Source organism: Devosia marina, from assembly GCF_009758415.1.
Classification (GTDB): Bacteria; Pseudomonadota; Alphaproteobacteria; order Rhizobiales; family Devosiaceae; genus Devosia; species Devosia marina.
This window is the reverse complement of sequence record NZ_WQRF01000011.1, coordinates 18,706-43,801: the sequence shown is the minus strand read 5'-3', so window position 1 is coordinate 43,801 and position 25,096 is coordinate 18,706. Positions and strand designations below refer to the sequence as shown.

The window sequence follows — 25,096 nt, the reverse complement described above, 5'->3', positions numbered from 1 at the left end:
CGCTGGAGTTCAGGTGTTCGGCACGCCGCTTGCATCCTCGTTCGCGATTGCGGCGGGCCTGTTTTCGCGGACCGCCCCCACTATCCTCAACCGGGGAGGCGATGTTCGCCTCGCCTGTCCCCGGCCTGAAAAGACCAGTTGAAAGGCAGAACGCCATTGTCCGAGACGTCGTCAGCAACCGCTTGCACCAATGGCCCCGCCGTAATTCGCGCCGAAAATCTCGGCCTGACTTTCCCCACCGGCGATGGGGATATTGTTGCGCTGTCCGATGTGAATCTCACCATCGAGAAGGGCGATTTCGTCTCCTTCATCGGCCCCTCGGGGTGCGGCAAGACCACGTTCCTCCGCACCATTGCTGATCTCGAAAAGCCCACATCGGGCACGCTGTCGGTTAACGGGATGAGCCCCGAAGAAGCACGCAAGGCGCGGGCCTACGGCTATGTATTCCAGGCGGCAGCACTCTATCCCTGGCGCACCATCGAAAAGAACATTGCCCTGCCGCTCGAGATCATGGGGCATTCGGCCGGCGAACAGGCCGAGCGCGTCAAGCGCACCATGGAACTGGTCAATCTCTCGGGCTTCGAGAAGAAGTACCCCTGGCAGCTTTCCGGCGGCATGCAGCAGCGCGCCTCAATCGCCCGCGCGCTGAGCTTTGACGCTGATCTTTTGCTGATGGACGAGCCCTTCGGGGCGCTGGATGAAATCGTCCGCGATCACCTCAATTCCGAACTGCTCAAGCTCTGGGCGCGCACGGAAAAGACCATCTGTTTCGTCACCCATTCCATCCCCGAGGCGGTTTATCTCTCGACCCGCATCGTGGTCATGTCGCCGCGCCCCGGCCGGGTGACCGACATCATCGAATCCACCCTGCCGCGTGACCGCCCGCTCGATATCCGCGAAACGCCCGAATTCCTCGCCATCGCCGCGCGAGTCCGCGAGGGCCTGCGCGCTGGCCACTCCTACGAGGAGGGCTCGGTCTAATGGCCAACCGCGTCATTCCAGTCCTCACCATCCTGCTGGCCATTCTCGCCTTCTGGTATGCGGCTGCAATCTGGATGAACGCGCCCTGGCAGGATCGCCTCAATGCGCGTGCCGATCTGGTCGACGTGCCTTTTGCCGAATTTGCCGCCCAGACCTGGGCGCAGGACAAGCCGGTTCTGCCGGCGCCGCACCAGGTGGTCAGCGAAATCTGGAATGCCACGGTGGCGCTCGAAATCACCTCGCGCCGCTCGCTCGCCTACCATGCCTGGATCACCCTCTCGGCGACCCTGCTCGGCTTTGCCTTCGGCACGGTTCTGGGCGTGGCGCTGGCGGTGGCCATCATCCACAATGACGCCTCGGACCGCTCGCTGATGCCTTGGATCATCGCCAGCCAGACCATTCCCATTTTGGCCATCGCCCCGATGGTGGTGGTGGGTCTGGGTTCGGTCGGGCTGACCGGGCTGGTGCCCAAAGCGTTGATCTCGATGTATCTTTCTTTCTTTCCGGTGGTGGTCGGCATGGTCAAGGGGCTCCGCTCGCCCGAAGCCATCCAGCTCGATCTGTTGCGCACCTACGACGCCAATGGCTGGCAGGTGTTCTGGAAACTGCGCTGGCCCGCTGCCATGCCGTTCCTCTTTGCCTCGATGAAGGTGGGCATCGCCATTTCGCTGATCGGTGCAGTGGTGGCTGAACTCTCCAACGCCTCGGGCGGGGGCCTGGGCGTACGCCTGCTCACCGGTTCTTATAATGGCCAGACCGTGCAGATCTGGGCCGCCCTGTTCATCGCCGCGGGTCTTGCCGCCGTGCTGGTGGCCATTGTCGGGGCGGCCGAAAAATGGGTGAATGGGCGCATGGGAGCACGGGCATGAACCGCACCAGCCTGACCACCATGCAATTCGCATTGGCGCTGCTGGCCTCCGGGGCGGCCGCGCTGGGGCTGGTGTTTAGCTTGCCCGACCCCGGTTCGGTACCGCTGCTGACCGTGTTCTTCGCCCTGGGCGCGGCTGCTATGGTGCGGCTGATCCGACCCATCAACCTCTGGTTTGATGGCGCCTTGATGCTTCTCGGCGCCGTGGCGCTATTGCTGGCGCTGCCGCAAACCGGGGCCATGCCGGCCCATTTCTGGTGGGCATTGGTGGCAAGCTGGGCCTTTGCCTGGCTGTTCGTCGAACGCCTGTCGGCCGCCATCAGGGCCGGGCACTTGCCCGAAACTGGCACGGGTCTCGTCATTCCGGTCATTTTCGGCCTTGCTTTGCTGGTCGCCTGGGAAGTCATTACCCGCGGCGCCAACGTGCCGCCGGTGCTGCTGCCGCCGCCCTCGGCCATCGGCGCGCGGTTCATGGCCGAAACGAACATCCTCTGGGCCGATTTCGTCCAGACCTTCATCAAGTCGGTGTTGCCCGGCTATGCCATCGGGTGCCTCGCCGGGCTGGCCGTCGCCATTGCCGTGGACCGCTCGCCCTTCCTCAAAGCCGGGGTCATGCCGATTGGCAATTTCATGTCGGCGCTGCCCATTATCGGCATCGCCCCCATCATGGTCATGTGGTTTGGCTTCGACTGGCAATCCAAGGCCGCGGTCGTGGTCGCCATGACCTTCTTTCCCATGCTGGTCAACACGGTGGCGGGCCTGAATGCCGCCAGCGCCATCGAGCGCGACCTCATGCACACCTATGCCGCCAACAATTGGCAAACCCTTATGAAGCTCAGGCTCCCCGCTGCGGGCCCCTTCATATTCAACGCCCTCAAGATCAACTCGACTCTGGCCTTGATTGGCGCAATCGTAGCGGAGTTCTTCGGGACACCCATTGTGGGAATGGGCTTCCGGATTTCGACCGGGGTGGGGCGTCTCGCCATCGACCTGGTCTGGGCGGAGATCGCTGTTGCGGCGGTCGCGGGGTCCGCCTTTTACGGGGTGATCGCCCTCATCGAAAGGGGCGTCACCTTCTGGCATCCGTCCGTCCGTGGTGGACGGGCGTAACAGGGAATGGGAACGAAAATGAAGAAACTGATCGCAGGACTGCTCACCGGCGCCATGGCGCTGGGTATCGCGCCGGCCTTTGCCCAGGATGCGCTGACCCTGCAGTTGAAGTGGGTCACGCAGGCCCAGTTCGCCGGCTATCTGGTCGCCGAATCCAAGGGCTTCTATGACGAGGAAAATCTCGACGTCACCATCCTGCCCGGCGGCCCCAATATCGCACCTGAGCAGGTGATTGCCGGCGGTGGCGCCGATATCATTGTCACCTGGATGGCTGCCGGCATGGCTGCACGTGAATCGGGTGTGCCCCTGGTCAATATCGCCCAGCCCTTCAAGCGCTCGGGCCTGATGATGATCTGCCCCGAGGAAACCGGCATCACCGAAGTCGCCGATTTCCCCGGCCATACCCTGGGCGTCTGGTTCTTTGGCAACGAATATCCCTTCTTTGCCTGGATGAACAAGGAAGGCATCCCCACCGATGGATCGGAAGGCGGCGTCACCGTGCTGCAGCAGAGCTTTGATATCCAGCCTATGATCCAGGGCCAGGCCGACTGCATCTCGGTCATGACCTATAACGAATATGGCCAGGCGCTCGATGCGGGTTACGGCCCGGATAACCTGACCATCTTCAACTATACCGACATGGGCAATGACCTCTTGGAAGACGGCCTCTATGTCATGGAGGATACCCTCGATGACCCGGCCAGGGTCGATGCCTATACCCGCTTCGTGAAGGCCTCGATGAAGGGCTGGGCCTATGCCCTGGAGAACCCGGAGGAAGCCGCCGAAATCGTGGTGGAAATGGACGACACCGGCGCTGCCGAATATGAGCATCAGCTCTATATGGTCGGCGAAGTCTCCAAGCTGGTCGATGCCACCGACCCGGCGCTCAGCATGGAGACCTATGACCGCACCGTTCAGGCCCTGCTCGATCAGGAAATCATCACCGCAACACCAGAAGGCGCCTACACTACCGTCGTCACCGATGCCCTGAAGTAAGCAGCGCTTACCCAGTGACGTGGGCGGGCGGGGACAGATCCCCGCCCGCCGCCATTGTGCCCCATTCGGAACAAAACCACCTCCCTCACAGTTGTTTGACCACCTGCGTCGTTCAACAAGAGGGATTTCCCATGAACTCCATCATCTATCTCGTCGGCCTTGTCGTGATTGTCATGGCTATCCTGTCCTTCATTGGCCTGGCTTGAGCCAGAGCGGGAGGACACAGACATGAGCATGGACACATCGCCCGGCGTCGCCGTCGTTGATAAAGAAGTCACCAGGGACCAGGCCGAACACAGCTATGTCGATTGGCCGGCCATCTTCGCCGGCATCGTGCTTGCTTCGGCCATCTCGCTGGTGCTGATCAGCTTCGGCTCGGCCATTGGCCTCAACTTCATCGACTTCAATGCCCGTGAGGGTGCCCCGGCCATTCTGATCGGCATTGGTGCGGCAAGCTGGTTCCTCTGGGTCCAGATCTCCTCCTTCATGGCCGGTGGCTATCTCACTGGTCGTATGCGGGCGCGCAATTTCGACGCCACCGAAGATGAAAGCGACATGCGCGACGGCGCCCATGGCCTGCTGGTCTGGGGCGGCGCCATGATCATCGGCGCCATTCTGGCCGTTGGTGGCATTGGCGCTTTGGGCAGTGCCGTAGGCACGACCATTGCCACCGCCACCACGGCCGCTTCCAATGTCTCGGAAGGCGCAGCGGACGGGCTCGACCCCAATGCCTATTTCATCGATACCCTGTTCCGCGCCGATACGCCGGTCGATCCCGGCGTGGCCCGCGACGAAGCTGGCCGCATCTTTGCCCAGGCGGCGCTGGGCGACGGCACGGTTCCCGCTGAGGACCGCACCTATCTCGCCAATGTGGTGGCCGCCAATACCGGCCTGCCCCCTGCCGAGGCCGAGGCGCGTGTCGATAGCGTGATCGCCAATGTCGAAGCGGCCCGTCAGGACGCCGTCGAGGCGGCGCGCATAGCCCGCAACACGGCTATCCTTGCGGCCTTCCTGCTGGCGGCTTCCTCGCTGGTCGCGGCCATCGGCGCCTATTGGGCGGCTCAGAAGGGTGGCAATCACCGCGACAACAACACCGTCTTTGCTGACGTCTTCCGTCGGTTCTGATCGGGCAGCGAAAGGAGAATAGCGATGTTCAAAGGTCTCGCACTTTGGCTGCTCGGCGTGCCGATCTGGCTGATCATCATCATCTTCCTGGTCTTCTGACTGGAAGGCCAAAAAAGCGGGGAGCGATCCCCGCTTTTTTCTTCTCCCCAGCGGGAAGTGGAAAGGCAGATTGCCTACTTCTTCAGCCCTCTGATGAGCGCCTTCATCACCTTGCGATATTCATTGATCTCGTCTGCCGGCACCAAAGCGGCCCGGTCGAACATGGCGCTGAGCAGATGGGCCAGAGGCAAGGATGGCAGCTCCTTGATGGCACCGGCCTCAATGGCCGCATCGACCCCCTCAACCAGCGTGCGCAAGCCATGGCGCCCATCGATCTCATCGACCGTCGCGCGCCCCAGCACCGCCGGCGCATCCACGATCAGCATGCGCCGCCGGCCTTCGTCCTGCATGGCGGCGAGAAAGCCATCCCCGCCCCGGATCAGCGCCTTGACCGGGCCAGGCTCGTCTTCGCCGCCCTCGGCCGCCTGGTGGATGGTCAACGCCAGCACCGCATGCTCCTCTTCCACCACGGCGGCAAATAGCGCCTGCTTGTCCGCGAAATGATGGTAGAGCGCGCCACGCGTCACCCCGGCTGCCTTGACAATTTCCGGCGTGCTGGTCGCCGCGTAACCCTTTTGGGCAAACAGAGTGCGGGCGGCCGCGACCAGGGCCCGGCGCGTAGCAGCCCGACGATCCTCCTGACGTCTTCTGACATCCATCTTTCATACACCTTGCATCTAACATTCAAACATGCTGCGTGTTTGTTATGATAAAGCCTGCTCAGGGAGACGATCAATGTTCAACACGCTTTATCCTCTGCTCCATGTCCGGGATGTCGCCGCCACCAGCCGCTTCTTTCAGGACCATTTCGGCTTCGAGCCGGTCTTTGAAAGCGATTGGTATGTGCAACTGCGCGGCGGCGCCAAGGGCAATGAGCTGGCCCTGATCGCCTTTGACCACGAGACCATCCCGCCCCGGGGACGCCATCCCACTGCCCATCTGATCCTGAGCTTTGAGGTGGAAGACGCCGCAGCAGTTGCGGCGCGGCTCGAGCGGTCTGGCGTTTCGATCATCCAGCCGCTGCGCGACGAGGTGTTCGGCCAGCGCCATTTCATCGCCGCCGATCCCAATGGCATCCTGCTCGATGTGATCACCCCCATCGACCCCGACCCGGACTGGCTCGCTGCACAGCGCTGACTACCCTTGCACCTCCGGCACGATCGCCCTAGCTCTGGGGCGAAACCATCCCAGAGCCTTTGCCATGACCCAGATCCTTGCCAATAAGACCCTTGCCGATTTTTCCGCCAATCGCCTCGACCGGACGCCGCAAGCGCTCTCCGCCTTTGCCGGGCAGGTGGTGCTGATCGTCAACGTGGCCAGCCAGTGCGGCTTCACCCCGCAATATGAGGGGCTCGAAGCGCTCTACCAGCAGTACAAGGATCGGGGGCTGGTCATTCTGGGCTTCCCCTGCAACCAGTTCGGCGCGCAGGAGCCGGGCAGCAGCGACGAGATCGCGCAATTCTGTGCGCTCACTTTCGGCGTCAGCTTCCCCATGTTCGAGCGTATCGAGGTCAATGGCGATGCCGCCCACCCCCTGTTCGATTGGCTCACCGCCGCGGCCCCGGGCGTTCTGGGCACGGGAGCCATCAAATGGAACTTCACCAAGTTCCTGCTGGGCCGGGACGGCAAGGTGGTCGATCGCTTTGCCCCCACCACCGAACCGGCCGAGATCGCGCCGGCCATTGAGAAGCTGCTGTAGCCGATCGGCCACTCCTCTCATCACATTCTTTCTGCGGCGGAACGGAAACAGGGCGCCTCCGTTTGTTGAGCAAGGGGCGGAAAAGAACCGCCAATTTCTGGCGAGTTTCCCTTGCAAGAGCGGTCTTCAGACCGCCGCATAAAAGGAATGACAACAAATGAAAAAGACCCTTCTGGCCTCTGTGGCCGTGATGTCGCTTGCCCTGTCGCTGCCTGCCTTGGCCCAGACCAGCGGCACCGTTGACGCCAACGCCGGCGCCACCATCGGCGCAACCGGCGGTGCTGCGGGTGGTGCAACGCTTGGCTTTCTGGCTGGCGGACCCATTGGTGCTGTGATCGGCGGTTTTGCTGGTGCAGTCATTGGTGCCGAGGCCGGTATTGCAACCTCCACCATCGAATATGTCGGCAATAACCCTGTCGAGCCTGTAACCATCCAGGGTTCGCTCGATGTCGGGGCCACGGTACCCAATGGCGTGACGATCTATCCGGTCGAAGGCGACGAGAACCATGGCTACTTCTACGCCAATGGCCGCGTCTGGATCGTCGAACTGGCCAGCAGCACAGTGGTCTATTCCCCGGGTTATGTGGTGAGCCAGTCGGCTGCCGACTTCGCCATCAATAATCCGGTGGACCCGATTAACGCCGAAGGTGACGTGGTCGTGGGCTATGTTCTGCCCGATAGCGTCAGCATCAACCAGGTGCCGGATAGCCAGTTTTACGGCTACGTCTATGTCGATGGCCGCCCGGCCCTGGTCGACAGCTCGACCCGCACCGTTGTGTGGGTAAAGTAGTCGCAGACGATCGATTGGCTTTAGCCGCCCGGACTTCTGTTCGGGCGGCTTTGCTTTGTCCGGCCAATGCTTTAGATTCCGCCGCGACTGACCAACCGGACGGCGGGGTCCGGCAGACATGGGAGGCGGGGCCAATGGCCGATATTCTCGACTATTGCAGCGAACTTGCAGAAATCCGGTTCAAGTCCGGCCAGATCATGCTGCCCGAAGGCGAACGGCTGGGCAAATTGCTGGTGCTCATCAAGGGGCAGGTGGAGGTCATCCGTGAGCGCACCCAGGTCACCCATGTCGACGAACCCGGCTCGATCTTCGGTGAAATGGCCGTGCTGCTCGACATGCCTCATTCGGCCACGGTCAAGGCGCTGTCCGAGGTGCGCGCCTATGAAATTCCCGACGCACTGACCTTTCTCGAAGCGCAGCCAGAGATGAGCCTGCATATCGCCACCATGCTGGCGCGGCGGCTTTATTACACCACTTCCTATCTCGTCGACCTGCAGCAGCAGTCCGCCGGCAAGCGGCAGGATCTCGATCTGGTCGATCAGATCTTGTCCACCCTTGTCGATCCGGCCGAGGCCGGCAAGAGCGGCAAATGAGTGGCGGCCCGGCGGTCACCATTGCCTATTGCACCCAGTGCAACTGGCTGCTGCGCTCCGGCTGGATGGCCCAGGAACTGCTCTCCACCTTCGGCACCGCGCTTGGCCAGGTGGCGCTCATTCCCGGCACTGGCGGCATTTTCGAGATTCATCTCGATGGTGAGTTGATCTGGGAGCGCAAGCGCGATGGCGGCTTTCCCGATAGCCGCGTACTCAAGCAGATGGTGCGCGACCGCATCGATCCCGGCCGCGATCTGGGCCATCTCGATCGGGCTGATCCCAAAGAGTAAAAGGCTTTCCAATTCCTCTCAGTAGGTTAGTCTCTGCCCATCAAAGCCAGCTTGGGAGGCCTGCGTCATGGCACATAAGTTCAACATCACTTCTGCCGCCAACGATCAGTTCAAGTTCGACTTTTCCTATAATTCCGAAAAGATCTTCTGGTCCGAAAACTACAAGCAGAAGGCCAGCGCCCGGAACGGTATCGACTCGCTCAAGAAGAACGCGCCCGATGCCATTACGGTCGACCTGTCCAAGGGCGAAGATGGCTCTGGCTATCGCTTTGAGATCGTTGAATCCAAGGACGGCCAGCATTTCGTGCGCTTCGTCGCCTCCAATGGCGAGACCATGGCCCGCACCGAAACCTATGCCTCCAAGGCCTCGGCCAAGAACGCCATCGACTCGCTCAAGTCCAACGGTCCGGGCGCCGAGGTCAACGACCAGGCCTGACGCCCATTCCCAAAGCCGGGCTGCTTGATTAGTCTCCCGGCAAAACCTGTCCGGGAGATGCCAACACTATGCGTATCACTTCACTTCTGCTGGCCGGCGCCGCGCTGGCTGCTTTCGCCCTGCCGGCCACCGCCCAGGACCTGCCCGACCTTGAGGGCAGGGTCATCCAGGCGGTCACCGAAAACGCCTATTACCCGCTCAACTTCGCCGGTCCTGACGGACAGGGCATCGGGCTGGAATATGATGTCATCAATGAGGTCGCCAGGCGCCTCAATGCAACTGTGGAATGGGATCTGACCGCCTGGGACGTGATGATCGAAAGTGTTCGCACCGGCCAGTTCGACATCGGCGCTGACGGCATCACCATCACCGAGGAGCGTGAAGAACAGATCGACTTCACCGATCCCTTCATCACCGTCGAGCAATATTTCCTCGTCCGCGCCGATGAAGAGCGCATCGCCGGGCCGCAAAGCTTTGCCGAAAACACCGATCTCCTGTTCGGTGCCCAGGCCGGCACCTCCTCGTTCTACACCGCCATCTATGATGTGCTCGATGGCGACGAGGCCAATCCGCGGGTCAAGACTTTCGACAGCTTCGGCGCCGCCGTGCAGGCCGTCAAATCCGGCGACGTCGATGCCGTGATCGCCGACCAGGCCGCTTCGGCCGGCTATATCGGCGCCGATCCGGGTTCGTTCAAGCAGGCTGGCGAAGCCATCAAGTCTGACCCATTCGGTTTCATTCTCACCCCCGGTTCGGACCTGGTCGAGCCTATCAATGCCGCGCTCGCCCAGCTCCGCGAAGAAGGCTGGCTCGACGAACGCATCAATTACTGGTTCTTCGAATACGCAGCCGAGTAAAGGGCACAAGCTGGGCCCCGGGGGCTCCGTGTTCATCGTCTCCCTCCCCCTTGTGGGGAGGGATTGAGGGTGGGGGTTCAGGACCACCCACCGCCTCTGGCACCAAAAGTCCAGTACACCCCATGACCTACCAGCCCCGCCGTCCCTCCATCCTCTCGCGCATGCCCTGGTGGCTGCTGGCCATCGGCCTGCTTTTCGTGCTGGGCCTGTGGGCCATCACCACCAACGACACCTATTCTGCGATCTTCCGCACCCTCTCGGGTGGCGTGGTAACGACGCTCTGGGTCACCATTCTGGCCTTCGTCGCCGCCACCGCACTGGGCCTGCTGATCGCCCTGGCGCGCACTTCGGGCAACCGGGTATTGCGCGAGATCGCGACCTTCTATGTCGAGATCATTCGCGGCATCCCCATTCTGGTGTTTCTGTTCTACGTCGCCTTTGTCGCGGCGCCTGCGATGGTGGCCGGCTTCAACTGGGTCTTTGCCCCGCTGATCGATTGGGGCCTTCTGGCACCGGCCACCGTGCGCGGCTTCGACTTTGTCTGGCGCGCCATTTTCGCGCTGACCGTGTGCTATTCCGCCTTCATTGCCGAGATCTTCCGTGCCGGCATCGAGGCGGTGGGGCGCGGCCAGATCGAGGCGGCCCGCTCATTGGGATTGAGCCGCTGGCATTGCTTCCGCCATATCATCTTCCCCCAGGCCCTGCGCACCATCCTGCCCCCGCTGGGGAATGACTTCGTTTCCATGGTCAAGGATTCCGCCTTGGTCTCGGCGCTGGGCGTGCAGGACATCACCCAATTGGGCAAGCTCTCGGCCTCTTCGAGCTTCCTGTTCTTCGAGACCTACAATGTCGTCGCCTTCCTCTATCTCACCATGACCATATCGCTCTCCTTGCTGGTCCGCTGGCTGGAAAAGGTGATGGATGGTCGGGTGGCTCGCTAGCTCTTGCAGTGTCACCTTGCGCCGGGCATCGTGGCCCCCCATCTTGACGTGGTCAGCCGGAGGACTCCCATGCATCCCATTGCTCGTCTTGCCATCGTCGCTGTAGCGGCATTTTCCCTTGCCGCCTGCGGCAATCGCAACGAGGTGGGCAGTGTCGGTGTGGACTGGACCGGCAATGATATTTCCATTGAGGCGCTGGCCGATCCCGATATCGATGGCGTGGTGTGCCACCTCTCCTTCTTCAATCGCTCCTTCATCGATCGGCTGAGCCAGGGCAACTGGTTTGAAGACCCATCCTATTCGGCGCTCGATTGCTCGGCCGTCGGCCCGATCACGGTAGGCGATATCTCTACCCGCGGCGCCGGCGAGGAAATTTTCCGCGAGGGTCGTTCCCTGATCTGGAAGTCACTGCGCGTCACCCGCATCTATGACTCCGCCAACAATGCGCTGGTCTATCTGGCCCATGCCCGTCAGATCCAGCAGGGTTCGGGCAAGATGAGCCTGTCCGTGGTGCCGCTCAACGGGCTCGATGTGACCTGGGAAAATGGCGCGCCCACGCCGGAGCCGGCCGTCGAAGGCTCGGTCCTGGTGCAATAGCGCTCGATAAAATTTGAATTAAAATCTCTTCAAACCCACCACGACCGCGCAATCTGTCGGTGCCAGGCTTCTCGGGCAGTCGATGTCCCGGGAGGGGTTCATGTCGGGTATGCTCACTTATCTGGCCGATAATGCGGCCAATCTCCTGCTTAACGCCACCTTCGCTCTGTCGGTCTATATGATCGCGCGGCTGCTCAAGGCTGGGCCCTCTGCCTCCATAGTGTTCGCGGCCATTCCCTTTGGCGCGATCCTGCTGCTGCAAAATCCGGCCGTGCCGAACCGCCTCATCGCCCTGCTGGGCTGACGGGCCCCATTTCGATCCACAGATCACAACGGCAACGGCTTGCCTGGATGGGCCCGAACAAGGCAAAACCATTCCGCTTGCCTCCGCTTCAATCGGAGGGCAAGAGCACGATATTCTTTCACCAGAACATATAGCAGACCTGCATGAGCGCGGGCAGAGGAAGACGACTATGGCTATCCTGATTGGCGATACCGCTCCGGACTTTACCCTCGAATCCACCGAGGGCACCATTCACTTCCACGATTTCATCGAAGGGTCCTGGGCGGTGCTGTTCAGCCACCCCAAGAACTACACGCCCGTCTGCACCACCGAACTGGGTTACACTGCCAAGCTCAAGGACGAATTTGCCAAGCGCGGCGTCAAGGTTCTCGGCCTGAGTGTCGACAAGATCGAAGACCATGCCGGCTGGGCCAAGGACATCGAGGAAACCCAGGGCTCGGCCCTCAACTTCCCGCTCCTGGCCGATACCCAGGGCGAGGTGGCGCGCAAATACGACATGATCCACCCCAATGCCGACAACACGCTGACCGTGCGTTCGCTTTTCGTCATCGGGCCGGACAAGAAGGTCAAGCTCAAGATCGAATATCCTGCCTCCACGGGCCGCAATTTCGATGAGATCCTGCGCGTCATCGATAGCCTGCAACTGACCGCCAAGCATCAGGTCGCCACCCCGGTGAACTGGATGAATGGCGAAGACGTCATCATCGTCCCCGCCGTTTCCAATGAAGTGGCCAAGGACAAGTTCCCGGGCGGCTGGAAGGAAGTAAAACCCTATCTGCGCATCGTGCCCCAGCCCCAGGGCTGAGCGCACCAAACTTTTCGTTTCTCTCCCTGACCAACTGGGCGATGGCTTCCGGCCATCGCCTTTTTCTTTGCCGCAATGCCGCGGTGCCAGCCACATTGATGCCCCATTCGGGTCGAGCAGGGGCGCGATCGGTGCCAAATGCCCGCCATTGCAGCCATCAGATCGCGCCCTGATGTCTGGTTAGCCGGAACCGTTGCCTCATGGTCACACCCCGCAAACCGGTTCCCCAATCGTCCCGATTTGGACCCCGGCATGACAGGTTGCGAGCAAATCTGTGGATTCAGTTTCTAAGGTTTACGCAATCTTGGCCTGCCGCAGGGACGGAAAGGAGCTGAAAATCTGAGGCAGCCCGGCCACAAACTGGGGCGGGACGTCGCAGCCAGCCAATCCGGCCCAGATTCGGGCGGGCGCTGCCTCTATTGAAGCGGCATCGAAAACTTCAGTGAGCCCCAAGACCATTGACTAAGCGTATCGTAATCGCCGCCGTATCGGCCGCAACCCTCCTCGCCTTCTCCGCTTCTGCCGCTTATGCCCAGTGTGGTGGCGCTTCCTGGTATGGTCCAGGATTTCACGGCAAGACTTCTGCCTCCGGCGAAGTCTTCAATCAGAACGCCATGACTGCAGCCCACCGCACCCTGCCATTCGGCACCAAGGTCGAAGTGACCGACCAGTCAACCGGCAAGTCGGTCGAAGTCACCATCAACGATCGCGGCCCCTTCGTCGGCAAGCGCATCATCGACCTTTCAAAGGGGGCCGCGGCCGCTCTGGGTTTCCAGAACAAGGGCGTCACCTCCGTCTGCATCGCGCAGCGCTAAAGCTTTCTCCCGCCTCCCGGGATGAAAAGGGCCGCCTTTGGGGCGGCCTTTTTTGTTATTCCGCTCAGCGCGCAACCCTCATGTCCGCGTGCAGCACAGTATCAATCTCTGCCATCACCGCGGCCGGCAGCGGGCCTTTTTCCAGGGCGCCGAGATTGTCGCGCACCTGGGCCTCGGTCTTGAAACCGGGAATGGGGAAGGTGTGCGGCGAGCGCGCCAGGATCCACCCCAGTGCGCCCTGCGCCGGCGTGCGGCCGCCGCTGGTCAAGAGATCACGCAGGGCCTCGATCCGGGCCAGGGCTTCCGGTGTCGGCGTGCCATCCTTGAAATGCTTGACCCATGAATGGCCGGCGCCGCGCACATCGCTGCCCGGCAAGCGGCTCGCGGCACTGAACTTGCCCGAAAGCAGGCCCATGGCCAGCGGCGAACGATTAAGGCTGGCCAACCCCGCTTCGGCGCAGAGCGCCAGCATCTCCGGTCCGTCGTGCAGCACGTTGAGTTCCTGCTGCACGGCCGCGAAATGCGGATAATCCAGCATGCGCCGCGCGGCCTGTGCGTTGTCAGTGCTCCAGCCCCAGGCCCTGATGCGCCCGGCCTCGGCCAGTTTTTCCAGCGCCTCGGCGGCCGCATCGGCCTGATCTTCGGTCAATTCGCCGGGATGGATCTGGTAGAGATCGATCTGCTCGACCCCCAACCGCTTGAGCGATTGCGCATTGGCCCAGTCGATGTAATCGGGGCTCACATCGATCGAGAGCAGGGCACGCTTGGCCTCGTCATAGGTAAAGCCGAACTTGGTGGCGATGATGGCCTCGTCCCGGCGGCTCTTGAGCGCGGCGCCCAGCACCCGCTCGCTATGGCCGGTGCCATAGGCATCGGCGCTGTCGAACAGATTGGCGCCCAGATCAAGCGCGATCTGCAAGGCGCGGATCGACTGGGCGTCATCGACATCGCCCCAGCCGTCATTGCGGCCATCCAGGGTAAAATGCCCGCCGATCGCCCAGCAGCCCAGACCAACGGCACCGGCCATCTGGCCGGTGCGCCCAAATTCCCGTTGCGCCATCATTTGCAGTCTCCCTCAATGTCAATGCGGGCGACCATGTCGCCGATCTGGTCGCGCTCAATGCCCATATCGGCCAGTATCCGGCTATCCAGCATGGCAAGCCGGCGGCGGGTGTAGTTGCGCATTTGCCAGGCGTAGAGCCGGCGTCGAATGGGGTTGAACATCGTCTCGTTTCCTTTGTGCGGCCATGCAGCTACCAATCGCCGAACCACTGTTTCGACGTTTCATTTATGAAGATGCCAGCGGACGGATTGCGCCTCGCGCTTCGAGGCGGCGATGCAGACATTGCCAATATGCTGGCCTTTGCGCTACGGACGATGTCGAAAGACGCATTGCAGGAATGAAAAATGGATTTCTCCTGGGACGATCTGCGGCTGTTTCTCGACGTCGCCCGCCTGGGTGGTCTCAGCGCTGCCACCAAGACCACCGGCCTCTCGGCTGCCACGCTGGGCCGCCGCGTCACCGCCCTTGAGCATCAGTTCGGCGAGGCCCTGTTCGTGCGCAGTCAGACCGGTTACGCCCTGACCCCGGCGGGTGAGGAATTGCTGTTGCGCGCCGAAGAGGTCGAGGCGGCCATGCTCTCGCTCCGGCGCTGGAAGGACGGGTCGATCGGCGAGCGCGTGGTGCGGGTCTCAGCCGGACCCTGGACCTCGGCCTTCATCGCACGCCACATCGGCCAGGTCTGGACCGCCGCAGACCGCTTCGGCGTCGAGTTGGTCACCGCCAGCCACAAGGTCGATATCGGCCGCCGCCATGCCGATATCGGCATTCGCAATCAGCGGCCGACCGAGCAATGGCTGGCTGGGCGGCTGGTGGGCAAGGTGGCCTATGGGCTCTATGCCCGCCCCGAGCTGGTCAGTGGCGTTGCCGCCGGCTATTTCGTTGGCGTGGCCGGAGACAGCGGCCAGACCCATTCGGCCCGTTGGCTGCATGCCCGCCATGGCGACCGCATCGCCACCCGCGGCAATGACGCCATGAGCGTGCTTGAACTGGTCGCGGCGGGGGCCGGCATTTCGGTCTTTCCGTGTTTCGTCGGCGATGCCGATCCGCGCCTGTCCCGCATGGCCGGCACCATTCCCGAGCTCGAAACCGAGCAATGGCTGGTCTGCCACCATGAGGAGCGGCATACCCCGGCGGTGCGCGCCGTCACCGAGCGCATCGCGGCCTTGATGCGCGAACAGGGCGCGCTATTTCGCGGCGAAAGCGTTGCTGGCTAGAGTGTTGGGATAATATCGCGTGTTAGCGGTATTTTAGCGGCTTTGACTTAATATTCGTGCTGGACGCAGGAAATATTTGAAAGCGATGCCATGCGCGCATACGCCTATGTTGTCGGGCCCGAAAATGGTCCCGGTGCGGCTCTTCTCGACTTGGCGCGGGGGCTGGGCTTTGCCGGGGTCAGCCCGTTTTCGACCATGGCCCAGGCCGAGCAACAGACCCAGACCACACCGATCTGCTTTTTTCTGTTCGCCGCCACCGACCATCTCGAAAGCCTGCGTGGCATCGCCGAAGCGGTGCGTTTCAGCACCACGAGGCGCCTGCGGTTTTCGCCACTGATCTATTTTTCCGAAAGTCCCTCTATCGAGGCCATCAGCGGCTGCATCAATATGGGTTTTGACGATGTCATCACCATGCCCTTCACCCGAAAGCGGGTGCTGGAGCGGATGGCGCGGCAGATCGGGCAAAACCTGGTTTATTACGAAACTCCACGCTATTTTGGGCCCGACCGGCGTGGTCGCCCCGGCATCAGGCAGGGAGGTGGCGTTAGCCGTGGAACCGGCCAGTTCCGCCGCCTTGAAATCGTCCGCAACCTGATCAGCGGCATCAATGTGGTGCGCGACGACCATTTCGCGCCCGAGCCGGTGTGACTGGAATGCAAACGTTGCAATAAACCGTTCTGCAGGGCAAGGGCCCCTATTCTCACCGGCAAGGAAATCGCCTAGCGTGCCGCGCGAACACCTTCCTTGAGCACTTTACCAAAATGCGATTCGGCCTTGCTTTGCCGCCCCAGATCAAGGTCTTCGGGGCCTTCTTCATTTATTCGTTCTGCATGGGCTCCATGTTTCCCCGCCTGCCCGAAATTCAGGAAGCTATGGACGTGGGGGAGGGCCAGCTGGGGCTGGCGCTGATCGGCTCGGCCGTCGGCACGCTGATTTCGCTGACCTTTGCCGGCCGCTTCATCGAGGCCCTGGGCTATCGGCGCATCCTGCTCGTCGCCATTCCGCTGCTCGCGGTACTCTTTGCCGCTGCGGTCTGGGCTGCCAATCCACTGGCCTTCTTCCTGCTGCTGCTGCCTGTGGGGCTGACCATTGGCTGCATCGAAATCATCATCAATATCGAGGCCGACCGGGTCGAACACGCCATTGGCCGCCGCATCATGAGCCGCGCCCATGCCTTTTGGAGCCTGGGCTTCTTTTCGGCCGGCATCGTCGGCTCCTTCATCGCCCGCACTGGCCTGGCGCCGCAATGGCATCTGATGATCATGATCCCGGTGGTGCTGCTGGCCACGCTTGTCGTGCTGGGCCAGTTCCAGCCCGCCGCGCATCGCACGGGCTCGAGCACCGATGAAACTCCGCGCCTCGCCCGGCCCACCGCCACCATCATGGCGCTGGTCGCGGTTTGCCTTTCGGCCATGCTCATGGAAGGCGCCGGCATCGACTGGTCGGCCATTTATATGCGTAATATCTTTGATGCCACGCCCTTCTGGGCCGGCATCGCCGTTGCGGTGGTGGCCGGTTCGCAGGCCTTTGCCCGCTTCTTTGCCGATGGCTTTGTCGATCGTTTCGGTCCGGTCACCGTGGCCCGCGTGCTGCTCACCATTCTGGGCGGCGGCGTGGTGCTGGCCTTTCTGGCGCCCTCGGCGCTGCTCGCTTATTGCGGTTTCGCCATGATCGGCTTCGGCTCGAGCGCCCTGTTCCCGCTGGCCATGTCGGCCGCCGCCCAGCAGACCGACCGGCCCGTCGCCATCAATGTCGCGGCACTGGCCCAGTTCTCCTTCACCGCCTTCCTGCTCGGCCCGCCGCTTTTGGGCTTCATCGCCGAGCATTTCGGCATTCAATGGACCTTCGGCGTCGGCTTCCCGCTGGTGCTACTGGGTCTGTTTACCGCCCATGTGCTGGCGCCGCGCCCGGTCATCAAGACGGTGACCCCGTGACCATCGCCCCCCAGCACCGCATCTATGCCTGCTTTTTCTTCTTCGCCGTCGCCACCGGCGCGCTGATGTCCCGCCTGCCCGAACTGCAGACCCATCTCGGTGTCAGCGAGGGGCAGTTGGGCCTGACCATGATCGGCATGGCCATCGGCTCGCTGATCTCTCTGACGGCCGGCGCCCCGCTTGTCGAAAAGCTGGGTTTCCGCGCCACCGCCTTTTTCACCACGCTTGGCCCGGCCATTCTGTTTGCCATCATTCCGTGGCTGCCGGGGGCCCCCGCCGTCTTCGCCGTTCTGCTCATGGTCGGCCTGCTGGCCGGTGCGCTCGAGATCAACCTCAATGTGGAAATCGACCGGCTCGAGACGCTGACCGGCAAACGCTACATGAACCGCGCGCACGGCTTCTGGAGCGTCGGCTTCTTCTTCACCGCCCTGTTCGGCGCCGTGATCCGCCAGTCCGGCCTGTCGGCGGGGCTGCATCTGGCGCTCGTGGCGGCCATTATCGTGCTGGTCGGCGGCTATCTGATTTACGGCGCGACCAATACGCCCAGAACCGCCCGCAGCCAGACCGAAGCGGCCGGGCATCGGTTTGCCTTCCCCAATCTGGGCCTGCTGCCGCTCTGCCTCATCGGCTTTGCCGCCTTTCTGGTGGAAGGGGCCGGCATTGACTGGTCGGCCATCTATATGCGCGACGTCTTTGCCGTCGAACCCATTGTCGGGGGCATGAGCCTGACCCTGTTCGCCTTCTTCATGGCCCTGCTGCGGCTGACCGCCGATCCCTTCGTCACCCGGTTCGGGCCACGCAATGTCGCCATGATCATGCTCGGCTCCGCCAGCCTGGGCGCCCTCCTGGTCGGCATTGCACCGGGCCCCGAACTGGCTCTGGCCGGTTTCGCGCTGATGGGGGCGGGGTGTTCTGCAGTCTATCCCCTGGCCGTTTCGGCTGCGGCGCAGCGCACCGATCGGCCGGCCGCCGTCAATGTCGCGGCCATCGGGCAGGTCAGCGTCGTGGTGTTTTTCCTCGCCCCGCCCCTGCTTGGGTTCGTGGCCGAGTGGATCAATATTCGTTCTTCCTATCTGGTCTGCCTGCCGCTCCTGCTGGCCGGGCTCTGGGCCTCCAGCTTTGCACTGGGCACCAAAAAGGTGGAAACTCCCATGCACATGCCGCCCGAACCGATCGGTCCCAATGGCTGATCTGCCGCCAATCGTTGATCTGCGCCAATCGGCCACCGCGCTGCGCGTTCAGCGCGGTGTCATGCGCATGCTGCGCGAGCGGCATGACATGGCCTGCTATGCCGAAGTGCCGTTGGCCAATGGCCGCCGCGCCGATGTGCTGGCGGTCGGGCCCAAGGGCGAAATCTGGATCATCGAGATCAAATCCAGCCTCATCGACTTCCAGGTCGACCGCAAATGGCCTGAGTATCGCGAATTTTCCGACCGCTTCTTTTTCGCCAAGCCGCCTGAATTGGACGGCGAGATATTTCCCGAAACGGAAGGGTTGATCGTTGCCGACGGGCATGACGGCGCCATCCTGCGCGACAGCCCCGACACCCCGCTCGCTCCCGCCCGCCGCAAGGCGCTGATGCTCAAGCTGGCCCGCATGGGCGCCGACCGTATCCATGCCCTGATGGACCCCGGGCCGATCGCCTGAGCCTTCCCTTTGGCGCCATTCCAAACTATTGACGCATATGTTTTCCACCCATTGGCGCATTATTGCGCTCTTCTTCACCCACGCCCTGGCTGCCGGCGCCATCCACACGCGCATTCCGGACCTGCAGGAGCTGATCGGCCTCACCGAAGGCCAGCTCGGCCTGGTGCTGATCGGCCAGCCCCTTGGCGCGCTCTCGATGTTTCTGTTCTCCAGCGCCATCGTCGAGCGCTTCGGGCCGCGCCGCATGATCCTGTGGCTACTGCCCATCGTGGTCATCACCGCTGCCCTCGCCACCGTGCTGCTCAACCCGATTGCCCTGTTCGTGCTGCTCGCGCTCAATGGCGTCGGCTTTTCGCTCACCAACATCGCCATGAATGTCGAGGCCGACCGGGTCGAGGCGGCCACCTCGGCGCGGGTGATGAACACCTGCCACGGCGCCTGGAGCGTGGGCTTTCTGCTCACTTCTTTGCTTGGCGCTGCGCTGCGCGGCCTGCATGTCGCCCCGGCCATTCATCTCTGGGCGCTGGCGCCGGTGCTGATCGGATTGATTGTTCTTGTTGTCCTGCCCATGCCCAACATGCCGCCACGACCCCATGCCGGCGGCGCTGTGAAAAAGCTGGCCTGGCCGACATGGGCCACCATGGGCCTGGTGGCCTTCGGGCTGGGCGCCGGCTTGACCGAAGGGGCCTCGCGGGCCTGGTCGATCATCTATCTGCGCGATGCCTTCGATGTCGCGCCCTTCATCGAGTCGCTGGCCTTGCCGGCACTGCTCTTGTCCATGGCCGGCGGGCGGCTGGTCGCCGACCGCTTCATCGACCGCTACGGGCCGGTGCGCGTGGCGCGTAGCCTCTCGGCATTGGCCGTTCTGGGCATGTTGGCTATCGTTCTGGCTCCCAATGCCTATGCGGCCCTTGCCGGGTTCCTGGCGGTGGGGATAGGCATCTGTGTGCTGTTCCCGCTGATGCTGTCCGCGGCGGCGCGCCTGGGGGACCGTCCGGCCAGCCAGAACGTGGCGGCGACGACGCTGATCTTTCAATTGGTCAATTTGGGTGCGCCGGTTCTCATTGGCAGCGTCGCAGAGGGCTTTGGCGTGCGCATGGCCTTTGCCATGCTCATCCCATTGCTCGTACTGACCGTCGCCATGGCGGGGCAGCTACGCCCTAAAGATTGAACACCCGGCCCGGCTTGAACTGGCCGAATTCCACATGCCCGGTGGCCAGCACCTTGCCCTTGAAGCTCACCCAGCACTCGTCCACCGACACCGGTGCATTGGCCCCGTTCAGCAGCACGGCATTGCCATGGCTCACCGCCTTGGCCTGCCCGGCATCGAGCCGGATTTCCTCGATGTCCTCAAGACCTGCTGACACGGGCAGCAGCAGAGCATCGCGCGCCTCTCCGGCCTCGGCGGCTTCGAGTTCTTCGATGCTCACCGCGTCGTCATCGGTGAACGGGCCGACCGCGGCGCGGTGCAGCTTGGTCACATGCCCCACCGTGCCAAGCGCCTCGGCAATGTCGCGCGCCAGCGCCCGCACATAGGTACCCTTGCCACAGGTGACCTCAAGAACGCTTTCCTCGGGGCTGTGCGAGACCAGCTCGATCGCGTCGATATCGATGGGGCGTTCTGCCAGTTCCACCGTCTCGCCCGCCCGGGCCAAATCATAGGCGCGCTCACCATCCACCTTGATCGCAGAAAAGGCCGGTGGCCGCTGCATGATGGTCCCGGTAAAGCGCGGCAGCACGGCCTCAAGCGCGCCCTGTTCGGGCCGCACATCGGAGGTAGCAACCACCTCGCCCTCGGTGTCGTCAGTGGTGGTGGCTTTGCCCCAGCCAATGGTGAACCGATAGACCTTGATGCCGTCCTGCACCTGCGGCACCGCCTTGGTGGCTTCGCCCAGGGCGATGGGCAATATGCCGGTGGCCAGCGGGTCGAGCGTGCCGGCATGGCCCGCCTTGGCGGCGTTCAGCAGCCAGCGCACCTTGCCCACCGCCTGGGTGGAGGTGAAGTCATATGGCTTGTCGAGCACAACCCATCCCGAGATGGCGCGCTTTTTTGATTTTGGCTGGTTCAAACTCAGTCTTCTTGGCTGTCGTCGCTGTCGTCATCAAGGTCGCGCTTGACCCGGTCCGAGCGCAGCAGCGCATCGATCCGGCTGGCTTCCTCGAAGGTATCGTCCACGAAGAAACGGATTTCAGGGGCATATTTGAGGTCGATCTGCGGGGCCACCCGGCCACGGATGAACTTGCGGTGCCGGTTCAGCGCCGCCACGATCTCCTCGGCATGCGTGCCGCCCAGCGGCATCACATAGGCGTTGGCGATCTTGAGATCCGGCGTCATGCGCACTTCGGGCACGGTCACCACCGCGCCGGCAAGGGCCTCGTCCTCGATGTCGCCGCGGGCAAACAGCCCGGCCAGGGCATGGCGCACCAGTTCCCCGACGCGCAGCATGCGCTGGCTCGGGCCAGCGGGTTTGTGGTCTTTTTTCATGGGCAAGCGGCTTAGGCTCTCCCAGGGGCGCCGTCAATCCAGAAGCGTCAGCGAGACCTCGGACGTGAACTGGGCCATGCGCGCTTCCACCGTCTCGGCGGGCACCGGCCAGCTTGCTGGTGCACTGGCATCGAATGCTTCGCCGCGCCATTCCTGAAACACCAGGCCCAGCCCCGCCTCGGATTTGTAGAACCCCATCACCATCACTTCGCCCTGGCCGGCAAAATCGGTGAAAGCGTCGAGATAGGCACCGCACACATAGCCCAGCGGCGGCAGCGCATCTTCTGCATCGGGCTCGAGCTGGAACAGCGCCACCGCGTCCGGATCGCAGGATTGGGCATAGACATTGACCACCCGCGACCGGAACTCGGCCAGGTCCATGTTGGTCTCCGTGCTGATGCGGGCGCCATAGAGCGTGGACCAGAAGGCTTCGCCCTCGCCGCGCTTGTAGATCGTCAGTTGCGCCTGCCCGCCATCTTCGAGAAACCGGGTCGACACTCGCTCGGAAATTGCTGCCAGGTCAGCGTCAGCCGCCACCCAGTCCGGCAGAGGCATGGTCAGGCGTTGTCCCAGTGCATCAAGCACCAGGCGGCCCGCATCCTGCGTGAAGGGCAGCGCACTCTGCGCCGATGCCGGGGCAGCGAGCATCATCAGCCCAGCCGTCAGAACTGCCGTTTTAATCGAACTAGGCACGGGCCACTCCTGCCACCCGGGAAACGCACGTCGCCCGGACGCGCCCCACGCCCTCGACACTGTGACGATTAGGGGGCGGGGCGCTGCCACGCAAGCAGGTGACATCGCAGCGGCCCAGTTGGTCACCCAATTGCGGAAATGCTGCAACACTCAGCCTCTGGCGGCGCGGGGCAGGGGGCCGTCGGGCAGCAGGCGGTGCGGCGGCTGGTGCCCATCCATGAAGGTGCGGATATTGACGATCACCGCCTCACCCATCTCCACCCGCGCTTCCAGGGTCGCCGATGCCATGTGGGCGGTGAGCACCACCCGGTTGGTCTCGGCCAGCGCCAGCAGGCGCGGATTGATCCCGGGACGATTCTCGAACACATCGAGCGCCGCGCCAGCCAGGTGCCCGCTTTCCAGCCGCTCGATCAGAGCGGTCTCATCGAGTAATTCGGGGCGGCTGACATTGATCAGATGAGCGCCCGGCTTCATCCGGTCGAGCCGGTCCGCAGACAGGATATGATGCGTATCACGGGTGAGCGGGGTATGCAGCGAGACGATATCCACCTCGGACAGCATGGCGTCCAGATCGTCCCAATAGCGCGCCTCGAGCGGCTGTTCGATGGCCGGTGGGCGGCGATTGCGCGAGTAGTAATGGATATTGAGGCCAAAGGCCCGGGCCCGGCTCGCAACCGCCGTGCCGATCCGGCCCATGCCCACAATGCCCAGCGCCTTGCCGCGCAGCCGGTGCCCCAGCATCGAGGTGGGGGACCATCCCGCCCAGGCCCGGTCACGCAGCAGCATTTGCGTGCCCTCTACCAGCCGGCGCGGCAGTGCCAGCATCAGCGCCGTGGCCATGTCGGCGGTGTCCTCGGTCAGCACCGAGGGGGTATTGGTCACCGTCAGCCCGGCGGCCCAGGCCGCGTCGAGGTCGATATTGTCCACCCCATTTCCGAACTGGGCGATCAGCCGCACGCTGGGCGGCAGCCGACCGATCAGATCCGCATCGATATGGTCGGTAATGGTGGAGACCAGCACATCCTTGCCATCGAGTCCGGCCAGGATGTCGTCCCCGCTCAGGGCCAGATCGGCGTCATTGACATCGGTTTCGAACAGGGTGGCCATGCGCGCTTCAATGCTCGCCGGCAAGCGTCGGGTCACCAGAATCTTGGGTTTGCTCGATGTCATGCGCACCAATGATGGGCCGGTTTGCCACCGGCGCAAGAGTCGCCTTCAGCGACCATTAAGGATATCGCGCTAGTGATAGGGCAAATCAAACCCGTCTGCAAAGTGATGTTGTACTTGCCAGCTCTGCCGGCCTGCTTGCGCGCTTTCCTCGCCGTTTTCGTGGCCCTGTTCGCCGCAGCAATCGCCACGCCCGCCGCCCAGGCACAGGACAATCCCAGCGGCCTGCCGCTGCCGCGCTTCGTCACCACCCGTTCGCACCCGATCAATGTCCGTGTCGGCCCCGGCACGCGCTATGAAATCGCCTGGAACTACACCGTCTCCGGCGTGCCGGTGGAGATCATTCAGGAGTTCGATACCTGGCGCAAAATCCGCGATGTCGATGGCGAAGAGGGCTGGGTTCATCAAAGCCTGCTCTCGGGCAATCGCGCGGGCTATGCCACGCCGCTGCTCGCCAATGGCGAAGTACAGATGCATACCGGCCAGTCCACCGAAGCTGCGGTCCGGGCCCGCCTTGCGGCCGGTGTCCGCGTTTCAATCAACGAATGCAACGGCACCTGGTGCAATGTTTCGGCCGGCCAGCCAGGCGAGCGGCAGGCCTATTCGGGCTGGATACAACAGGCTGAGCTATGGGGCGTTTATGCCGACGAGGCGTTTGACTGAGCCTGAACCTCAAGCTCTGCCAAGATATTGGTGCGCTCGCGCTCGCGCCGCTCATCATCACTGAGCTTGGGGCACGAGGCGCAGAAGCGCTCGGGAAACGCAAGGTAGTCGAGGCAACAGCCCTTGCGCGCCATGATGGCAACCTGCTGCCCGTTGGGCAGGTCGAGCGTTTCCAGCCCGCCCTGTCCCTCAAGCCCCATCGCCGATAGCCACAAATCGCAATAGCGATATTGCTCCGCTATGCTGATTTCGGGCCGGAAATGTTTCAGCCGCACCATCAGCCCCAGCATCCGGTCGGCCAATAGGCGCAGCGCCGGGGTCTGCTTGAGCTTTGTTACTCCGTTGATCTCGGCCAGCACGCTATCGCCCATTGCGCGCAGATCGCGCCCCGCCTTGGCGATCAGTTCTTCCGTGCTGCCCTCAAGCTGCGGTCCGGCGGTGAGGCGATAGCCATTGACGTCAAGATTCTGCCGCGCCTGCGCCAGCGTCGTCACTGCTGGCAGGGCGCCATGCAGATGCACCGCAATGACCGAGAGGTAAGCCGGCTGCCACATCAGATTGGTCCACAGCCGCACCGCGTGAAACGGCTGCCCGGCTTCCGGAAAGCTGGCCGCCAGCCGTTCATGCAGCCCCTCCAGGAACGCCCTGTTGTCCTGGCCCGGACAGTGCCACCCCGGCAAGGGTCCGCCCGGCGCCCCCTTGAGAAAGCCCGTCGCCGACCCCGCCAGAGCGATGAACCGCGTCAACGCAACATCGTCTGCATTCTGGGCAAAAAGGTAATTGCGGCTGGTCAAGTGCGGCATCCTGAATTCGGTTCTCTCCTAGCCGCTTCATTCGGACAAGGAAAGTCACCTACTCGACCCGCAATTCTACCAATACCGCGCTTTACCGCCCTCTGTGGCGGTCCGGTCCATGCTGTCGCCA

General features: G+C 62.9%; 32 protein-coding genes. 24 read left to right on the top strand and 8 right to left on the bottom strand.

The genetic code is table 11. The annotated features are described in order from the left end of the window. Positions 1–156: 156 nt before the first annotated feature. The 5 genes from GO014_RS17905 to GO014_RS17885 all read left to right on the top strand — a co-directional run bounded on the left by GO014_RS17905 (position 157) and on the right by GO014_RS17885 (position 5,080). A complete protein-coding gene (locus tag GO014_RS17905; RefSeq protein ID WP_157291675.1) occupies positions 157–981 on the top strand; it encodes an ABC transporter ATP-binding protein in 825 nt (274 codons plus the stop codon). Continuing rightward, on the top strand, positions 981–1,850 hold the full coding sequence (locus GO014_RS17900) for an ABC transporter permease (protein WP_157291674.1): 870 nt from the start codon (positions 981–983) through the stop codon (positions 1,848–1,850). Before GO014_RS17905 ends, GO014_RS17900 begins: the two co-directional genes overlap by 1 nt. Further along, entirely contained in the window at positions 1,847–2,959 is a 1,113-nt protein-coding gene (locus tag GO014_RS17895) for an ABC transporter permease (protein ID WP_157291673.1), read from the top strand. The genes GO014_RS17900 and GO014_RS17895 overlap by 4 nt, the downstream gene beginning before the upstream one ends. A gap of 18 nt (positions 2,960–2,977) precedes the next feature. Then, on the top strand, positions 2,978–3,955 hold the full coding sequence (locus GO014_RS17890; protein WP_157291672.1) for an ABC transporter substrate-binding protein: 978 nt from the start codon (positions 2,978–2,980) through the stop codon (positions 3,953–3,955). Between the two features lie 228 nt (positions 3,956–4,183). Next, the gene (locus tag GO014_RS17885) at positions 4,184–5,080 is read left to right on the top strand and encodes a hypothetical protein (protein WP_157291671.1); all 897 of its coding nucleotides are present in this window, start codon (positions 4,184–4,186) and stop codon (positions 5,078–5,080) included. Positions 5,081–5,253: 173 nt separating this feature from the next. On the opposite strand, the gene GO014_RS17880 is transcribed toward GO014_RS17885, so the two are convergent. Next, the gene (locus tag GO014_RS17880; RefSeq protein ID WP_157291670.1) at positions 5,254–5,838 is read right to left on the bottom strand and encodes a TetR/AcrR family transcriptional regulator; all 585 of its coding nucleotides are present in this window, start codon (positions 5,836–5,838) and stop codon (positions 5,254–5,256) included. Positions 5,839–5,914: 76 nt separating this feature from the next. Between GO014_RS17880 and GO014_RS17875 the strand changes: the two genes are divergently transcribed. The 12 genes from GO014_RS17875 (at position 5,915) to GO014_RS17820 (ending at position 13,306) form a co-directional block, all read left to right on the top strand. Next, entirely contained in the window at positions 5,915–6,316 is a 402-nt protein-coding gene (locus GO014_RS17875; RefSeq protein ID WP_157291669.1) for a VOC family protein, read from the top strand. 64 nt (positions 6,317–6,380) lie between these two features. Beyond that, positions 6,381–6,878, top strand: a complete 498-nt coding sequence (locus GO014_RS17870) for a glutathione peroxidase (RefSeq protein WP_157291668.1) — start codon at positions 6,381–6,383, stop codon at positions 6,876–6,878. 157 nt (positions 6,879–7,035) lie between these two features. Further along, entirely contained in the window at positions 7,036–7,668 is a 633-nt protein-coding gene (locus tag GO014_RS17865; protein WP_116587893.1) for a DUF1236 domain-containing protein, read from the top strand. Positions 7,669–7,802: 134 nt separating this feature from the next. Then, positions 7,803–8,261 carry a Crp/Fnr family transcriptional regulator gene (locus GO014_RS17860; protein WP_157291667.1) on the top strand — a complete coding sequence of 153 codons (459 nt, stop codon included), beginning with the start codon at positions 7,803–7,805 and terminating at the stop codon, positions 8,259–8,261. Next, the gene (locus GO014_RS17855) at positions 8,258–8,551 is read left to right on the top strand and encodes an Rdx family protein (protein WP_157291666.1); all 294 of its coding nucleotides are present in this window, start codon (positions 8,258–8,260) and stop codon (positions 8,549–8,551) included. The genes GO014_RS17860 and GO014_RS17855 overlap by 4 nt, the downstream gene beginning before the upstream one ends. Before the next feature lie 67 nt (positions 8,552–8,618). Beyond that, positions 8,619–8,987, top strand: coding sequence for a YegP family protein (locus tag GO014_RS19675; RefSeq protein WP_116587896.1), 369 nt, complete (start codon positions 8,619–8,621; stop codon positions 8,985–8,987). 68 nt (positions 8,988–9,055) lie between these two features. Then, positions 9,056–9,844: a substrate-binding periplasmic protein gene (locus tag GO014_RS17845; RefSeq protein WP_157291665.1), complete on the top strand. Its 789-nt coding sequence runs from the start codon at positions 9,056–9,058 to the stop codon at positions 9,842–9,844. Between the two features lie 122 nt (positions 9,845–9,966). Then, entirely contained in the window at positions 9,967–10,785 is an 819-nt protein-coding gene (locus GO014_RS17840; RefSeq protein WP_157291664.1) for an amino acid ABC transporter permease, read from the top strand. A 69-nt stretch (positions 10,786–10,854) separates the two neighbouring features. Continuing rightward, entirely contained in the window at positions 10,855–11,382 is a 528-nt protein-coding gene (locus tag GO014_RS17835) for a CreA family protein (protein ID WP_157291663.1), read from the top strand. Positions 11,383–11,482: 100 nt separating this feature from the next. After that, positions 11,483–11,686 carry a hypothetical protein gene (locus tag GO014_RS17830; RefSeq protein WP_133244454.1) on the top strand — a complete coding sequence of 68 codons (204 nt, stop codon included), beginning with the start codon at positions 11,483–11,485 and terminating at the stop codon, positions 11,684–11,686. A gap of 169 nt (positions 11,687–11,855) precedes the next feature. After that, on the top strand, positions 11,856–12,491 hold the full coding sequence (locus GO014_RS17825) for a peroxiredoxin (protein ID WP_157291662.1): 636 nt from the start codon (positions 11,856–11,858) through the stop codon (positions 12,489–12,491). Between the two features lie 458 nt (positions 12,492–12,949). Further along, positions 12,950–13,306 (top strand): septal ring lytic transglycosylase RlpA family protein, encoded by a 357-nt coding sequence (locus GO014_RS17820; RefSeq protein ID WP_157291661.1) that lies wholly within the window; start codon positions 12,950–12,952, stop codon positions 13,304–13,306. 64 nt (positions 13,307–13,370) lie between these two features. Here the strand turns inward: GO014_RS17820 and GO014_RS17815 are convergent, their stop codons facing one another. Both GO014_RS17815 and GO014_RS17810 read right to left on the bottom strand, forming a co-directional pair. Continuing rightward, positions 13,371–14,369 carry an aldo/keto reductase gene (locus GO014_RS17815; protein WP_157291660.1) on the bottom strand — a complete coding sequence of 333 codons (999 nt, stop codon included), beginning with the start codon at positions 14,367–14,369 and terminating at the stop codon, positions 13,371–13,373. Beyond that, complete coding sequence (locus GO014_RS17810; RefSeq protein WP_157291659.1) at positions 14,366–14,530, bottom strand: YjiS-like domain-containing protein; 165 nt, start codon at positions 14,528–14,530, stop codon at positions 14,366–14,368. Before GO014_RS17810 ends, GO014_RS17815 begins: the two co-directional genes overlap by 4 nt. Positions 14,531–14,713: 183 nt before the next feature. Here GO014_RS17810 and GO014_RS17805 point away from each other — a divergent pair, with 183 nt between their 5' ends. The 6 genes from GO014_RS17805 to GO014_RS17780 all read left to right on the top strand — a co-directional run bounded on the left by GO014_RS17805 (position 14,714) and on the right by GO014_RS17780 (position 20,335). After that, a complete protein-coding gene (locus tag GO014_RS17805) occupies positions 14,714–15,583 on the top strand; it encodes a LysR family transcriptional regulator (protein ID WP_157291658.1) in 870 nt (289 codons plus the stop codon). A 90-nt stretch (positions 15,584–15,673) separates the two neighbouring features. Further along, the gene (locus GO014_RS17800; RefSeq protein ID WP_116587906.1) at positions 15,674–16,231 is read left to right on the top strand and encodes a response regulator; all 558 of its coding nucleotides are present in this window, start codon (positions 15,674–15,676) and stop codon (positions 16,229–16,231) included. 113 nt (positions 16,232–16,344) lie between these two features. Beyond that, positions 16,345–17,517, top strand: coding sequence for an MFS transporter (locus GO014_RS17795; RefSeq protein WP_157291657.1), 1,173 nt, complete (start codon positions 16,345–16,347; stop codon positions 17,515–17,517). Continuing rightward, complete coding sequence (locus GO014_RS17790; RefSeq protein WP_343031008.1) at positions 17,514–18,707, top strand: MFS transporter; 1,194 nt, start codon at positions 17,514–17,516, stop codon at positions 18,705–18,707. Before GO014_RS17795 ends, GO014_RS17790 begins: the two co-directional genes overlap by 4 nt. Further along, positions 18,700–19,164 carry an MmcB family DNA repair protein gene (locus tag GO014_RS17785; RefSeq protein WP_116587909.1) on the top strand — a complete coding sequence of 155 codons (465 nt, stop codon included), beginning with the start codon at positions 18,700–18,702 and terminating at the stop codon, positions 19,162–19,164. Before GO014_RS17790 ends, GO014_RS17785 begins: the two co-directional genes overlap by 8 nt. Before the next feature lie 37 nt (positions 19,165–19,201). Continuing rightward, complete coding sequence (locus GO014_RS17780; RefSeq protein ID WP_157291655.1) at positions 19,202–20,335, top strand: MFS transporter; 1,134 nt, start codon at positions 19,202–19,204, stop codon at positions 20,333–20,335. Here the strand turns inward: GO014_RS17780 and truB are convergent. From truB to GO014_RS17760, 4 genes are all read right to left on the bottom strand, one after another. Continuing rightward, complete coding sequence (truB, locus tag GO014_RS17775) at positions 20,325–21,239, bottom strand: tRNA pseudouridine(55) synthase TruB (RefSeq protein ID WP_425482102.1); 915 nt, start codon at positions 21,237–21,239, stop codon at positions 20,325–20,327. The two genes, GO014_RS17780 and truB, sit on opposite strands and share 11 nt — an antisense overlap. Next, on the bottom strand, positions 21,236–21,649 hold the full coding sequence (rbfA, locus tag GO014_RS17770) for a 30S ribosome-binding factor RbfA (RefSeq protein ID WP_157291653.1): 414 nt from the start codon (positions 21,647–21,649) through the stop codon (positions 21,236–21,238). The genes truB and rbfA overlap by 4 nt, the downstream gene beginning before the upstream one ends. Positions 21,650–21,682: 33 nt before the next feature. Then, a complete protein-coding gene (locus tag GO014_RS17765; RefSeq protein WP_157291652.1) occupies positions 21,683–22,342 on the bottom strand; it encodes a hypothetical protein in 660 nt (219 codons plus the stop codon). Between the two features lie 150 nt (positions 22,343–22,492). Next, the gene (locus GO014_RS17760; protein ID WP_116587914.1) at positions 22,493–23,512 is read right to left on the bottom strand and encodes a 2-hydroxyacid dehydrogenase; all 1,020 of its coding nucleotides are present in this window, start codon (positions 23,510–23,512) and stop codon (positions 22,493–22,495) included. A 114-nt stretch (positions 23,513–23,626) separates the two neighbouring features. On the opposite strand from GO014_RS17760, the gene GO014_RS17755 reads away from it, so the two are divergent. Further along, positions 23,627–24,172, top strand: a complete 546-nt coding sequence (locus tag GO014_RS17755) for an SH3 domain-containing protein (protein WP_246204715.1) — start codon at positions 23,627–23,629, stop codon at positions 24,170–24,172. On the opposite strand, the gene GO014_RS17750 is transcribed toward GO014_RS17755, so the two are convergent. Continuing rightward, positions 24,148–24,966 (bottom strand): siderophore ferric iron reductase, encoded by an 819-nt coding sequence (locus GO014_RS17750; RefSeq protein WP_157291651.1) that lies wholly within the window; start codon positions 24,964–24,966, stop codon positions 24,148–24,150. The genes GO014_RS17755 and GO014_RS17750 overlap by 25 nt on opposite strands. Positions 24,967–25,096 lie beyond the last annotated feature (130 nt).

Excerpts from the sequence above, each read along its gene's own strand:
- GO014_RS17840 (WP_157291664.1), top strand. The coding sequence starts at position 9,967 with ATGACCTACCAGCCCCGCCGTCCCTCCATCCTCTCGCGCATGCCCTGG.
- GO014_RS19675 (WP_116587896.1), top strand. The coding sequence starts at position 8,619 with ATGGCACATAAGTTCAACATCACTTCTGCCGCCAACGATCAGTTCAAG.
- GO014_RS17870 (WP_157291668.1), top strand. The coding sequence starts at position 6,381 with ATGACCCAGATCCTTGCCAATAAGACCCTTGCCGATTTTTCCGCCAAT.
- GO014_RS17830 (WP_133244454.1), top strand. The coding sequence starts at position 11,483 with ATGTCGGGTATGCTCACTTATCTGGCCGATAATGCGGCCAATCTCCTG.
- rbfA (WP_157291653.1), bottom strand. The coding sequence starts at position 21,649 with ATGAAAAAAGACCACAAACCCGCTGGCCCGAGCCAGCGCATGCTGCGC.
- GO014_RS17855 (WP_157291666.1), top strand. The coding sequence starts at position 8,258 with ATGAGTGGCGGCCCGGCGGTCACCATTGCCTATTGCACCCAGTGCAAC.
- GO014_RS17760 (WP_116587914.1), bottom strand. The coding sequence starts at position 23,512 with ATGACATCGAGCAAACCCAAGATTCTGGTGACCCGACGCTTGCCGGCG.
- GO014_RS17810 (WP_157291659.1), bottom strand. The coding sequence starts at position 14,530 with ATGTTCAACCCCATTCGACGCCGGCTCTACGCCTGGCAAATGCGCAAC.
- GO014_RS17865 (WP_116587893.1), top strand. The coding sequence starts at position 7,036 with ATGAAAAAGACCCTTCTGGCCTCTGTGGCCGTGATGTCGCTTGCCCTG.
- GO014_RS17895 (WP_157291673.1), top strand. The coding sequence starts at position 1,847 with ATGAACCGCACCAGCCTGACCACCATGCAATTCGCATTGGCGCTGCTG.
- GO014_RS17885 (WP_157291671.1), top strand. The coding sequence starts at position 4,184 with ATGAGCATGGACACATCGCCCGGCGTCGCCGTCGTTGATAAAGAAGTC.
- GO014_RS17875 (WP_157291669.1), top strand. The coding sequence starts at position 5,915 with ATGTTCAACACGCTTTATCCTCTGCTCCATGTCCGGGATGTCGCCGCC.
- GO014_RS17880 (WP_157291670.1), bottom strand. The coding sequence starts at position 5,838 with ATGGATGTCAGAAGACGTCAGGAGGATCGTCGGGCTGCTACGCGCCGG.
- GO014_RS17785 (WP_116587909.1), top strand. The coding sequence starts at position 18,700 with ATGGCTGATCTGCCGCCAATCGTTGATCTGCGCCAATCGGCCACCGCG.
- GO014_RS17815 (WP_157291660.1), bottom strand. The coding sequence starts at position 14,369 with ATGATGGCGCAACGGGAATTTGGGCGCACCGGCCAGATGGCCGGTGCC.
- GO014_RS17845 (WP_157291665.1), top strand. The coding sequence starts at position 9,056 with ATGCGTATCACTTCACTTCTGCTGGCCGGCGCCGCGCTGGCTGCTTTC.
- GO014_RS17780 (WP_157291655.1), top strand. The coding sequence starts at position 19,202 with ATGTTTTCCACCCATTGGCGCATTATTGCGCTCTTCTTCACCCACGCC.
- GO014_RS17825 (WP_157291662.1), top strand. The coding sequence starts at position 11,856 with ATGGCTATCCTGATTGGCGATACCGCTCCGGACTTTACCCTCGAATCC.
- GO014_RS17805 (WP_157291658.1), top strand. The coding sequence starts at position 14,714 with ATGGATTTCTCCTGGGACGATCTGCGGCTGTTTCTCGACGTCGCCCGC.
- GO014_RS17800 (WP_116587906.1), top strand. The coding sequence starts at position 15,674 with ATGCGCGCATACGCCTATGTTGTCGGGCCCGAAAATGGTCCCGGTGCG.
- GO014_RS17900 (WP_157291674.1), top strand. The coding sequence starts at position 981 with ATGGCCAACCGCGTCATTCCAGTCCTCACCATCCTGCTGGCCATTCTC.
- GO014_RS17860 (WP_157291667.1), top strand. The coding sequence starts at position 7,803 with ATGGCCGATATTCTCGACTATTGCAGCGAACTTGCAGAAATCCGGTTC.
- GO014_RS17890 (WP_157291672.1), top strand. The coding sequence starts at position 2,978 with ATGAAGAAACTGATCGCAGGACTGCTCACCGGCGCCATGGCGCTGGGT.
- GO014_RS17795 (WP_157291657.1), top strand. The coding sequence starts at position 16,345 with ATGCGATTCGGCCTTGCTTTGCCGCCCCAGATCAAGGTCTTCGGGGCC.
- GO014_RS17835 (WP_157291663.1), top strand. The coding sequence starts at position 10,855 with ATGCATCCCATTGCTCGTCTTGCCATCGTCGCTGTAGCGGCATTTTCC.